General features: G+C 43.3%; 10 protein-coding genes. 5 read left to right on the top strand and 5 right to left on the bottom strand.

The window, feature by feature from the left end; translation table 11 throughout:
- Window positions 1–78: 78 nt before the first annotated feature.
- Genes chrA through cysQ form a run of 3 tightly spaced genes read left to right on the top strand, consistent with a single transcriptional unit; the run spans window position 79 to window position 3,110 of the window.
- Entirely contained in the window at window positions 79–1,311 is a 1,233-nt protein-coding gene (gene chrA / locus BLQ87_RS12420) for a chromate efflux transporter (protein ID WP_074607067.1), read from the top strand.
- A 16-nt stretch (window positions 1,312–1,327) separates the two neighbouring features.
- Window positions 1,328–2,335, top strand: coding sequence for a sulfotransferase family protein (locus BLQ87_RS12415; RefSeq protein WP_074607065.1), 1,008 nt, complete (start codon window positions 1,328–1,330; stop codon window positions 2,333–2,335).
- A gap of 10 nt (window positions 2,336–2,345) precedes the next feature.
- Window positions 2,346–3,110, top strand: coding sequence for a 3'(2'),5'-bisphosphate nucleotidase CysQ (cysQ, locus tag BLQ87_RS12410; protein WP_074607063.1), 765 nt, complete (start codon window positions 2,346–2,348; stop codon window positions 3,108–3,110).
- Here cysQ and cysC read toward each other — a convergent pair.
- The 4 genes from cysC to BLQ87_RS12390 all read right to left on the bottom strand — a co-directional run bounded on the left by cysC (window position 3,107) and on the right by BLQ87_RS12390 (window position 10,082).
- Complete coding sequence (gene cysC, locus BLQ87_RS12405; protein WP_074607061.1) at window positions 3,107–3,658, bottom strand: adenylyl-sulfate kinase; 552 nt, start codon at window positions 3,656–3,658, stop codon at window positions 3,107–3,109. The two genes, cysQ and cysC, sit on opposite strands and share 4 nt — an antisense overlap.
- 147 nt (window positions 3,659–3,805) lie before the next feature.
- The gene (locus tag BLQ87_RS12400; RefSeq protein ID WP_074607059.1) at window positions 3,806–8,353 is read right to left on the bottom strand and encodes an efflux RND transporter permease subunit; all 4,548 of its coding nucleotides are present in this window, start codon (window positions 8,351–8,353) and stop codon (window positions 3,806–3,808) included.
- A 22-nt stretch (window positions 8,354–8,375) separates the two neighbouring features.
- A complete protein-coding gene (locus BLQ87_RS12395; protein ID WP_074607058.1) occupies window positions 8,376–9,515 on the bottom strand; it encodes an efflux RND transporter periplasmic adaptor subunit in 1,140 nt (379 codons plus the stop codon).
- 198 nt (window positions 9,516–9,713) lie between these two features.
- The gene (locus BLQ87_RS12390) at window positions 9,714–10,082 is read right to left on the bottom strand and encodes a hypothetical protein (RefSeq protein ID WP_074607056.1); all 369 of its coding nucleotides are present in this window, start codon (window positions 10,080–10,082) and stop codon (window positions 9,714–9,716) included.
- Between the two features lie 129 nt (window positions 10,083–10,211).
- On the opposite strand from BLQ87_RS12390, the gene BLQ87_RS12385 reads away from it, so the two are divergent.
- Together BLQ87_RS12385 and BLQ87_RS12380 are read left to right on the top strand one after the other, a co-directional pair.
- A complete protein-coding gene (locus BLQ87_RS12385) occupies window positions 10,212–10,775 on the top strand; it encodes a GNAT family N-acetyltransferase (protein ID WP_245723848.1) in 564 nt (187 codons plus the stop codon).
- Window positions 10,776–10,786: 11 nt separating this feature from the next.
- Window positions 10,787–11,587 (top strand): hypothetical protein, encoded by an 801-nt coding sequence (locus BLQ87_RS12380; RefSeq protein WP_074607054.1) that lies wholly within the window; start codon window positions 10,787–10,789, stop codon window positions 11,585–11,587.
- 10 nt (window positions 11,588–11,597) lie between these two features.
- Here BLQ87_RS12380 and BLQ87_RS12375 read toward each other — a convergent pair whose 3' ends face one another.
- Window positions 11,598–12,626 carry a hypothetical protein gene (locus BLQ87_RS12375; protein WP_074607052.1) on the bottom strand — a complete coding sequence of 343 codons (1,029 nt, stop codon included), beginning with the start codon at window positions 12,624–12,626 and terminating at the stop codon, window positions 11,598–11,600.
- Window positions 12,627–12,697: the final 71 nt, after the last annotated feature.

The raw sequence follows: 12,697 nt of genomic DNA, 5'->3' as shown, positions 1-12,697 counted from the left end.
TGAATTTATTATTTCGCTGGCAAAAGTGTATTTTACCGGAGCAAAAGGAAATGTTAACCTTGATGGATAAAAGACCATATGATTAAAACAGATACCCTTATCGATCCGGTGGAAAAACGCGGCGTTTTAACATACCTCTTCCTTACTTTCCTGAAAATCGGCTGTGTTTCTTTTGGAGGGCATATGGCTTTAATCGCTGTGGTAGAGAAAGAAATGATAGAGAAAGACGGGCGGCTCAGTTCTGAGGAGCTTTTAAATGCGGTAAGCATAGCCAGTCTGCTGCCCGGGCCTTTGGCGGTCAACGTGGTGGCTTATATCGGTTACCACCTGCAGCGCAAATCCGGACTTGCCGTGAGCATGTTGGGCGTATTGCTGCCGGCATGTATGCTGATGTATGTCCTTTCCTGGTGTTATTTTAACTATATCCACGTAAAAGGCTTATCAGGTATTATGGTCTATACCGTGGCCGCAGTAAGTGCCATTATTCTGAGCACTGGCTTGAATATTTTCTTGAAAGAAGTAAAGGGTAACTACAGCAAAATGACCTTATGCCTGCTTGCTATAGTGCTGCTTTTTTTTGTAAAAGGATATTTCATCATTCTGTTGCTGATGTTGATTGGAGGGGCCAGTGGTATCGCATTTAAGCTCGGAAAGGGCAACTCAAGCGGAGCTGATGCTGGTTTTAAATGGAAGAAATTAAGCTTTAGTGCCAGGGCAGGGTTAGCTGTACTTACGCTTTTGTACCTGTCTTTTATCTCGGGGATTTACAAATTTGCTGACCAGATCTTAGTAAAGATCATTTCCGTATTTTCCGGCGTTAGCTTATCTCTTTTTGGAGGTGGTTATGTCATGATCCCGATCATGCAATCTCTTTTTGTTACGGAATTAAAATGGCTGAGCAATCAGGAATTTATAGACAGCATCGCTTTTAGTCAGCTTACCCCCGGACCAATCCTGGTGAGTGCCTTTTTTACAGGTTATAAACTTGCAGGTATTGCCGGAGCTTTGCTGGCCACAACAGCGATCTTTTTACCATCGGCCATTCTGATGATCATTACCGCTAAGCTATTTAAGGAGAATGTCGATTCTTTGCTGATGAAGCATGCATTGGCGGGGATTAAACCTGTTGTGGTAGGCATGATCCTCATCTCGGCCATTAAGCTGTTTCTTTCTGTAGCCAGTACACCACTGAGCATTGCTTTATCTCTGGCCGCTTTTGTGTTGAGTTTCCGGTTTAAATTTAATCCGGTATACTTAATCCTGATGGCCTTGATACTCGGGATACTGCTCCATTTTAATACTAATTTTTAAATCAATGTAAAACCATATGTTAAATAATGGAATACAAATCATAGGAACCCAAAGGTCGGGATCTAATCTGTTAAGGGTGATTTTGGATCAGTCGCCGGAAATAGCTTCCCCGCATCCACCTCATATTTTGGTTACTTTCCTACCGCTGCTGGATACTTATGGAACGTTAGATGCGGTTTCTTACCGAAGACTGGTAAAAGATGTGGTGGCTTATGTGAATGCCAATCCCGTACCTTGGGATGGAGTGGTTCTGGACGAAGAACAGATTTTCAATCAATCTGAGACTTATCATTTGTTTACTTTAAACAGGCTGATTTACGAACAGGCAGCCATTGCCAAAAATGCAAAATACTGGTGTTGCAAAAGCATGGCGAATGTACACTATGCAACAGAAATGGAGGCTTTTGGACTTCGCCCGAAATATGTTTTTCTGTATCGGGATGGCAGGGATGTAGCCTGTTCTTTTAAAAAAGCCATTGTGGGCGAGAAACACATTTATCACCTTGCACAGCAATGGAAGAAAGACCAGGAAGCTTGTATTCGCTTAAGGGAAATTTTGCCGGCTAACCGATTCTTTTCGCTCAATTATGAGAGCCTGATTACTGCACCTGAAGCAGAGATTCGTAAACTTTGTCTGTTTCTGGATATTGAATACCAGCCGGAAATGCTACAGTTTCACGATTCCAAAACCTCAAAGCTGACTGCCGCTGCCGGCGAGATGTGGAGCAACCTGGAAAAACCCATCATCAGTAACAATACTGGGAAGTTCTTAAAAGAATTTAAAGGTGATGATCTCGATATTTTTGAGCTCGTTGCCGGAGAGGTCCTGACCGCACTCCATTACGAAAGATATGCTCCGCAAGCAGATCAGGGTTTAATTGCTGAGGACCGCCTCAATGATTATGACAGAGAAAATGGAGTTTTAAAGCAGGAAGCGCTGGCCCTTGCCAGACCGGCTGACCTGGAAAACAGAGCGCCTCAGTTGCAGATCCTCAAAGAAATAAAATCAAGAAAAGCATCATAGATTTGATCAAATGAATAAGATAGACATCACACCAATATTGAATATCGCGGTCGAGGCAGGCCATGGGATCCTGAAAGTTTACCATGATCCTGCTCAGGATTTCGGAATCACTTCAAAAAAAGACAATTCCCCTTTAACGGCAGCAGATCAGGTTGCACATGATATCATCATGAAAGGATTGACCGCTTTGCATCCGGATATTCCCGTATTGTCCGAAGAGGGAGCAGACATTCCTTATGAAGTCAGAGAAAACTGGCCGGTTTACTGGTGCGTAGATCCATTGGATGGAACAAAAGAGTTCATTAGCCGGAATGGGGAGTTTACCGTAAATATTGCTTTGATGGTCAATAAAGAACCGGTGATGGGAGTGATCTATAGCCCGGTATTAAATGTGATCTACTACGGAAGCATGGAGGAGGGGAGTTTTAAAATGATCCCTGGAGGACTGCCGGAACGTATTTTTGTGGGGAAAGAAACCGCTGGTTGGAAAGCCATCGGCAGTCGTTCTCATGCAGATCCGGAGGAGGAGGAAGTCCTGAAGGGATTTCCGGTAACGGATAAACTCTCGATCGGGAGTTCCCTTAAATTTTGCTTCATTGCCGAAGGTAAAGCACATGTTTATTATAGAAAAGGACCAACAATGGAATGGGATACCGCCGCTGGACAAGCGATCGCCGTTAGTGCGGGAGCCACCATGCTGAATAATTTGAAAGAGAAGTTCTGTTACAATAAACCTTCTCTTTTAAATCCTGGATTCTTTTGTTACAGCAGCTAGGTCAATTGCAGACTTGTGACTCTTGAACTTACTGCGGCATATAAATGATCGCAGCATTGCTGCGGAGTCTGATCTTCAGTGAGCAAGACCAGGTCTGCATTTTCCGGCTTTTCAAAAGCAGAGCTGATGCCGGTGAAGTTTTTCAAAGTATTGTTTCCTGCCATTTTATACAAGCCTTTTACATCTCTTTGCTGACAAACAGAGAGGGGACAGTCGATAAATACTTCAAAGTACATTTCTCCCAGTATTTCTCTGGCTATCGTTCTGTGAGCATTTAAAGGCGTTATAAAAGAACAGATCACAACAATGCCTTTCTCAGCCATAATTCTGGCGGTTTCGGCAGCTCTTCTGATGTTCTCTGCACGGTCTTCCATGCTGAAACCAAGGTTTTTATTTAAACCTTTTCTGAGTTCATCCCCATCCAGCTGTATGGAAAAGATGTTTTCTGTTTGCAGTTGTGCTTCCAATAAATTGGATATCGTACTTTTTCCCGCTCCGGATAGCCCCAGCATCCAGATCACTGTTCCTTTTTGTAGCATTAATTTCATTAGCACTAATTTAGGGTTTAATCCTGATTTGTCCTGAACTTGTCTCCTGATATTTTTATCAAGTGGAAAGCGTCCTGACGCGAGGTGTGGAGAAGCTAAAAAAGGGTGTACAGCATTACTGTACACCCTTTCTATAAAAAACAATCCTTATTTCCAGCCGCCTCCCAGCGCTTTATATAAGGAAAGCTGGTTGAGTACCTGATGTTTCTTTGCCTGAACTTCGTTCATTTCTGCGTCTAAAACATCTCTTTGGCTGGTGATGATGTCCAGATAGGTTACCCTCCCTGTTAAGAAAAGGATATTTGCGGCTTTAACAGCTGCGTTTAATGCCTTCACCTCATCAGAAATATGGATTCTCTTTTGATTGATGAAGGCATGTGATTTTAGTGCATCCTGCACTTCATTATATGCCTTCAGGACGATCTTCTCATAGTTTTGAAAGGCAATGCCATATGCTGCAACATAGCTCTCGTATTCGGCCCGTATGCGATGCTGATTGAAAATCGGCGCCGTCAGACCACCAAGCAATCCATAAGCCAACGCCGTTTGGGGTTGAAAGAGTTTACTCAGGTCAAAGGACTGCAATCCGATCTGCGGTGCCAGGACAATTGCCGGAAGGAATGCAGCACTGGCTGCTTTACCTTCTTTTTGAGAAGCAATTAATTCCAGTCCTGCCTGCCTGATATCCGGCCTCAGGGCAATCATCTGCAAAGGAGTTCCTTCTTCTAAAGCTTTAGTGGAAATGAATGGTTCCAGTCCACTTTTTGTCAGACTGATAGGGCTATTGAATCTGCCAGTCAGGAAATTTACATGATGTTCCATCAGGCTGATTTGCTGTAACACTTCCTGTTCCCTGGCTTTTGAGTTTGACCATACTGCTTTGAATTGTTGTACGCCCAGTTCTGTTGCCATACCTGCTTCTTTTTGAACCTCAATCAGCTGAAGCCCTTTCTGTTGCAGGCCGATGTTTCTGTGTAAGATGTTCAGTTCTTCATGCAATGCCAGCAATTCAAAATAGGCGGTCGCCACATTACTGATCAGTTCGGTCTGCACCAGCTTTTGTCCTTCGTAAGAAGCCAGGAATTTATTCACTGCAGCCTGTTTTTTGTTTTTAAGCTTACCCCATAAATCCAGTTCCCAGGAAGTTCTGATACCCACAAAATAATCAGGAACAGGATTCGGCAGTCGTTCATTGTCCTTCAGGTTTCCGGAGAAATTAGTGTCATAATTGCCAATCCCGTCAACCGTATAAAAACCGTACCTGCGCAAACCTGCCTCCACAGCAAGATCTAAATTCGGCAGCATGGCGCCTTTACGCATGCGTAAATTAGCTTTGGCCATTTCAATATGATGTAAAGCTTGTTTCATGTCTGTATTGTTGGCCAGGGCGGTATCGATCAAAGCAATCAGGTGTTTGTCTTTAAAGAAATCCTTCCATTGCGTATTGGCAATGGTTACAGTATCAGTGTTTTGTCCATAGGAAAGTGGTGTGCTTCTGTGCTCATGTTTAGGCAATTCTTTCTTCATGTTACAACTGCTGATCAGCATAATGGCAGCGATCAGGGTCACAGCCTTTGTCGCGATAGTTACCTTCTTTTTCATTAATGAAGAGAAGAGTACATAAAGGCCGGGGATCACAATTACACCAACTATTGTTCCGATGATCATTCCACCTACAGCTGCAGTCCCGATAGAACGGTTGCCCAATGCACCGGCGCCACTGGCAATCATTAAAGGAACAAGTCCGGCTGCAAAAGCGAAAGAAGTCATTAATATTGGACGCAAACGGGCTACAGAGCCCTCTATTGCAGCTTGTAAAAAGCCCATGCCTTCCTGTTGTTTGATGATCGCATATTCAACGATAAGGATGGCGTTCTTTCCAAGTAAACCAATCAGCATGACTAGTGCAACCTGCGCGTAAATGTTATTTTCCAGACCAAACATCCATAAGAACAGGAAGGCTCCAAAAATACCGGCAGGTAGAGAAAGCAGTACCGGGAGCGGCAGCAAAAAGCTTTCATACTGTGCAGCCAAAATCAGGTATACAAAAAGCAAACACAAGGCAAAAATATACAGTGCCTGATTTCCGGAGAGGATTTGCTCGCGTGTCATGCCCGACCATTCGATTTCATAACCTGCAGGTAGTTTTTTAGCCACCTTTTCAACGGCTTCAATCGCTTGTCCGCTACTGAAACCGGCGGTTGCTTCTCCATTGAGCATGGCTGAAGAAAACATGTTATAGCGGGTAATCTGTTCCGGGCCATATACCCGTTCCATAATAATGAAAGTAGAAAAAGGAAACATTTCTTCTTTGTCGTTTTTAATGAACAGGTTCAATACATCCTCCGGTTTCTCCCGGTAATTAGGACCTGCCTGTACCATTACTTTATACATTTGTCCGTAGCGGATAAAGTTAGTCGCGTAAAAACTGCCCATTAAAGTCTGGAGCGTGTTCATGGCATTTTCAACGCTGATCCCTTTTTTTGCAGCAAGGTCATGATCTACCTTGATGAGGTATTGCGGAAAGCTCACGTCAAATGTGCTGAATACATTGCCGATCTCCGGAGTTGCTTTTAAATCTTCCATAAACTTTTTCATCACCTCTGAAGTCTTGTTGAGGTCGTCAGCGCCTGTTTTATCCAGCAAGCGCAATTCAAATCCGGAGGAGTTACCAAAGCCGGGAACGGTAGGCGGTGGGAAAAACTCGATATCCGCATCCATAATATGTGCAGTCGCCTTTTTCAGGGTCCCGATCATTTCAGTTACTGATTCTTTTCTCTTGTCCCAGGCCACAAGGTTGATCATTCCCATCCCATAAGAAGCACCGGAAACTTCGTTCACAATACTATATCCCGCGAGGGTGGAAACGGTTTCTACAGCTTTCATCTTGCGGCTGATTGCATCAATTTCATTGAGCACACTTTCCGTTCTGTCTACTGTTGCTCCGGGAGGAGTAGTCACATTCACATAGATCATTCCCTGATCTTCTGTCGGAATAAAGCCTGAGGGAAGGATACTGCTCATGCCCCAGGTGGTTATAAAAAAGACGATGAGCAAGGCGAAAGTCAGAATTCTTCGTCCGGCTATTCTGCCAAGCAGGTTTTTATAACCTCCGGCCATTTTGTTGTACCCCTTATTGAAGATCGCGAAAAACCTGGCCATCCAGCCTTTTGCTTCCGGTTTATCGTGCGGAGAACGGAGGATAATGGCGCACAGGGCAGGGGTAAGCGTTAAGGCATTAATCCCGGAAATGATAATTGCTGAGGCCAGTGTTAAAGAGAATTGTCTGTAGAAAATACCGACAGGACCGGAAAGGAAAGCTACCGGGATGAATACCGCCGACATCACCAGTGTGATAGCCACTACCGGTTTGCCCACTTCTTTCATCGCAGCAATGGTGGCTTCCATCGGCTGCAGGTGTTCCTCTTCCATCTTGGCATAGACGGCTTCAACCACCACAATCGCGTTATCGACTACGATACCTATCGCGAGTACCAATGCAAACAGGGTCAGCAGGTTGATGGAGAAACCCAGCATCTGCATGAAGAATAATGCTCCGATCAGACATACCGGAACGGCCAATGCCGGAATTAAAGTGGAGCGGAAATCCTGTAAGAAGATGAAAACCACGATAAATACAAGCACAAAAGCTTCCAGCAGGGTAATCAATACACTGGAAATCGAAGCATCAAGGAAACGTGATACATCATAACCCATGGTGTATTTCATGCCCGGAGGAAAGGAGTTTTCCTGTAATGCCGCCATCTTCTCTTTTACATTTTTGATCACTTCCTGTGCATTTGAACCCGGAAGCTGCTTCATCATGATGGAAGCGGAAGGCCTGCCATCGGTTTTGGAAACCATCTCATAATCCAGTGAACCAAATTCTACGTCAGCAATGTCTTTGATACGGATAATCGAGCCATCTGCATTTGCCCTGATCGGAATGTTCTTATATTCCTCTGCGTCAGAGAACTTGCCTGGATAACGCAATACATATTGCTGCATATTGATCGATTTATCAGAACCGATTCCGGTTTGTCCCGGTGCAGCCTCTACATTTTGTTTTCTCAAAGCAGCAATCACATCATCGCTGGAGATTTTATAAGCCGCGAGGCGGTCGGGCTTTAGCCATACACGCATCGCATAATCCCTTAAACCCATGATCTGGGCAAAACCAACGCCTTCAATACGTTTGAGTTCTTTGAGGATGTTGATGTCTGTGAAGTTGTAGATAAAGCGTTCATCTGCGGACTTGTCATCACTGTAGATGTTCAGATACATGAGCATACTGTTTACCTCTTTTTCAGTGGTTACCCCGGCTTTAATGACCTCTTCAGGTAATTCGTCGAGTACGGTGGTTACCCGGTTCTGGACGTTTACAGCAGCAATATCCGGGTCTGTACCTACCTTAAAGAACACCTGAATTAAGGTGGTTCCATTGTTAGTGGATACGGAACTCATATAGGTCATCCCAGCCACACCATTGATGGCCCTTTCTAAAGGGATGGCAACGGCATTGGTACTTACTTCGGCATTGGCCCCCGTATAATTCGCGGTGACCACCACAGAAGGGGGAACAATGTCTGGAAATTGGGTTACCGGCAGGGTAAACAAGGCCAGCAGCCCCAAAAGGGTAATAAAAAGCGATATGACCAGCGACAATACTGGTCGTTTTATGAATTGTTCAAACATAATAAATGCGTGTTGAATTGAGTTAGTTTTTGGCAATAGGGTTAGCGCCTTTTAAGTTGAGGTCGATGGGTTTAATCTGAATTCCGTCACGCAGACTTTGGGTACCTTCAAAAACAATTTTGTCGGATTTGCTTAGACCAGCGCTGACAATGTAATAGTGTCCAACTCTTTGTCCGGCCTGGAAAGCAGTCATTTTAATCTTGTTATCGGCCCCCAGAACGTAAACATAAGTCCTGTCCTGGATCTCAAAAACAGACTTCTGGTGGACTGCAAGGATTTCTCCGGTTTCTATAGGAACGCTGATTTTGCCGGAAGCACCGTGTTTCAACAAGCCTTCAGGATTCGGGAAATTCGCCTTTAAAGAAAGAGAGCCCGTCTGACTGGCGAATTCACTTTCTGCAAATTTAGCCTGACCTGCAAAGGGATAAACGGCGCCATCTGCAAGGGTCAGTTTAACCTGTTTCTTAAAACTGTTTTTCGCATATCCGGCATCACTGGCGATATTTAAATACTCTTTCTCAGTGATCGAGAAATAGACGTTTACCGCGCTCAGATCAGAGACTGAGGTCAGGAGGGAACCTTCCTCCAATAAACTGCCTGCTTTTAATGGCAATCGATCGATGCGACCGCTGAAAGGGGATTTGATCAGGGTATTGGACAACCTGGATTTCGCATAACGCAGAACGGACCTGGCTTCGGCGATGCGGGATTCTGCTGCTTTGACTTTAGCTGCTGCCAAATCAAGTTCTGTTTTGGATACAATGTTGTTTTTTACCAGCAATTTTGTTCTTTGCTGCTCTAACTCCACCGTCTTTGCATCTGCTATCGCATTGTTTAACACCGCGTCTGCTTTACTCAGCTCCGCTTTATATTCTTCGTCGTTTATCCTAAACAAAATCTGCCCTTCCTTAACAGCGGAGCCTTCTTCTACGTAGATTTTTTCCAGGAATCCGGATAAACGGGACCGGACTTCCACATTTTTTACAGCCTGTATATCGGCAATATATTCTTTGTAAATCGTGGTGTCTAAAACATGGATCGCAGCAACAGGTACGGGTTTGGACTTGTCGGCGGTTGCATGTTCTTTACTTTCAGAAGAGGTACAGCTGGCAAGTGCAAGTGCAACAAAAAGAGGGGAATAAGCTAAGAAATTAACCTTCATGGCAATACTGAGTTTTGTGGACGTATGGATTTACGCCCAGATGTATAAATGGTTTAATGAAATTCGATACAGAAACGAAATGGAAAGGATTAGTAAATGCTGAAACACCCAGGAAAAGCAGAAATTTGGCCGCGCTTAATGGCGGGGCTTCTCAAAGAAATGCCTGAATTAGAATTTACTAATAAAAGAGGGTTTGCCCTAGAATGGTTTTAACCTGAAAAGGTGGGAGTAATAACTTGGTAAACAAACGCTTTTTGTTCTGTAAAGCGGATGTTCAATCACAATTAGCTTTCCAATCTGTTTAAACAGGAAAAAGGAAAGGAAAACAATAATTGCAGGTAAGATATAAATGCCGGTATGGAAAAGACGGTAATTCTCGTTCGGAATTTTTATATCGTCTTCATAATTATGCATTGGAATATCGAGTAAGTCATCCAGTACAAATTCCAGAACTGAATCGCCCGCAAAAGTAGATTGCTTTTGATTTAAGGAAGTATCTCCAGCTTCATAAGCAATTATGTTGAGGTACGCAAACAACGATAGAAAATGAAATAGTTTGATAAACATACGGTTTCAAAGATATAACAATAGGGTACCTGATTATTTGCAGATAATTGTCTTTACATTTTTATGATAAATGCAATTCGTTCCCATCTTTAAGGAAGTGATTTAATTCCTTAAATTAGGATCATAATCATGAAAAAGGAGATGCAATTAATAAATAACAAACATCCCGATCTTCAGGCCATACTCGAAAACGAGCTTGTTAAGCTTATTCCTCTGCAAGAAAATGATTTCGAGCGGCTTTATGCTGTGGCTTCGGATCCACTCATCTGGGAGCAGCATCCCAATAAAGACCGCTACAAAAGAGAAGTGTTTGAAAGTTATTTTAAAGGAGCGATGGAATCAGGCGGCGCTTATCTGATCTTAAATAAAGATTCAGAAGAAGTGGTTGGCAGTACGAGGTATTATGATTTCGATCCGGAAAAGAAGCGTGTCTTTATTGGTTATACCTTTGTTGGTCGCAAGTTCTGGGGCCAGGGATACAATCCTTCCTTCAAGAAGTTAATGATCGATTATGCTTTTCAATTCGCTGATCAGGTAATGTTCCATATTGGTGCAGAAAATATTCGTTCACAGATGGCCATTGGGAGACTGAATGCCTCTAAAGTTGGGGAAGAGGAAGTAGCCTATTATGGGGAAGTATCCAAAATGAATTTCGTTTATCAGATCAGTAAACCTGATTGGTCTGGAATTTAAACTAACATCACATGAAAATTGAGGATAAGGATACGACCAGAATATTTGATCTGTTAAGAAGGATTAACAGTGCTGACCCTGAAGCAAGAAAAGAAGCCGGGGATTTGGCCGACCAGTTCTATTATTGGGCGCAACAAAATTCCAGTGCTCTTCTTGTATTTAAGTACTGCGAGGTTGATCAGGTTCAGAAATGTTTTGCGGGTGCTCAGGGAGGGGCTTCAAGTTTTTATGTACCCTCCGCCTTTAAAATTAAAAGTGTTACGCTGGATAAAGGAACTTATACTTTTGTTGCTGAAGATGGGAGGGCCATGGCTGCAAATTTAGAACAACTTACCCGGATGTGGGACCTGATTCCTCTTGGTGGAGCAAGGGTAGAAGAAGCCTATATAGACTGGACATTCTTTAATTGTAATCAGGAAAAAGATACGACAGACTATACACAACAGGGAATAGGTGAGTTTGTTTTTGCTTACGGCACCTACACATTCGACGAATATCAATCAGAAGATCACAATTTTTCTATTGTCGTTCATGTCGATGATGTCAAAGATCTTTCTGCCTGCCTCTCCTGGATTGATCCGGTTTTAAACCGGATTCCTGAGTTTGATGAAACCTCCAGGGAAGCGCTTGCCACTAAGTTGTCCATGACTGCAGAGGAACTGGAAATGATCAGCCTGGATATTCTGGACTACTATAAACAGGGAGAATTTGACCTAACCTATTGTTTGCCTGAAGATGCAGCCCTGGAATATGTCAGGGTCTGTTATTCAAAAGATGGCCTGCCAGTTGAGGTCACCTTCGGTAATTTTTAAATAAGCATGCCTACTTCCAGCGCTGAAATTCACCTACTTCATAACTGATCGTTCCTGTTTTAGGATCGTAAGCATCTTTCGACAAAATGGGGATAGGCATTGCTATTTTTGATTGTTCCGGATGATGGGTGAGGTTGGGATTCGTGATCACAGCCTTTGGAATTACCAGTTTTCCGTTCAACATGAGATTTTTAATCTCCAGTTTAACCACTGGTAAGTCTTTGTAGTTGACAGCAAGAGGGGTAGCCTTCGGTTTCTCTTTTGCAAAATTGATCACTGAGCCATATTGCTCGAGGAAAATGGCGTTATAATTACCGAACAATAGCTTTTTTCCGGGAAAGGCCATAGATCCTATGATGTATTTTTTTCCTGTTTTAAGATCCTCAACGCTCATCGTTACCCAGCTGTGTTCGTATTCGCCCCAGGCAAAAATAAGGTCCTTGCCTTTATAATCAGGTGGGACCGGCTTTCCATCCACTTCTCCCGACTTATAAAGGGTTAAACGATAAGTACCCTGATCCCATTTTACTTTGTTTCTTACGCTGATGAAATCTCCTTCACCATCGCTGCTGGCATAATAACCAGTTGCCTTTAATGCCGCTGTGTCCCTTTCCATCCATCTGGAGAAAATTCCCCCTCTTCCGATTTTCCGTTCTTTTCCTCCTTTTGCCGGTATTCCGTCAGAAGAAGTCTGAATCCCTGCATAGAACTGGATTTCGTTAAAAGTGCCGTTAAACGGGGAAATGTAAAAGTTATACCCTTTAGGGATTTTGGTTTTCACCACCACATCCAAAGAAATGCTGGTAAAGTCAAAACCCGCCTTATCCAGAGGGATGTAAGTGTTGATGAAATGCAGCGGTGCCAATACGATGCTGTCAGGATACTGAACATCAGACCGCATTTTTTTGTCGATTTCCTGGCCTATATCAGAATTTTCATATTTCTTTTTCAGGGTTTCTTTTTTCAGATTTTCATCCTGACAAAATGCAGCGCTGTAATGGCCGGCGACAAGTAAAGCTAAAACCAGGTATCTTTTCATATAAATTGAAAATATTTATAACCTAAATATAGCTAAAATCAGAGTGACATCACCTTTGCAGACTGTTAAAG

This window comes from Pedobacter steynii (genome assembly GCF_900103665.1).
GTDB lineage: Bacteria > Bacteroidota > Bacteroidia > Sphingobacteriales > Sphingobacteriaceae > Pedobacter > Pedobacter steynii.
This window is presented reverse-complemented; position numbering and strand designations above follow the sequence as displayed.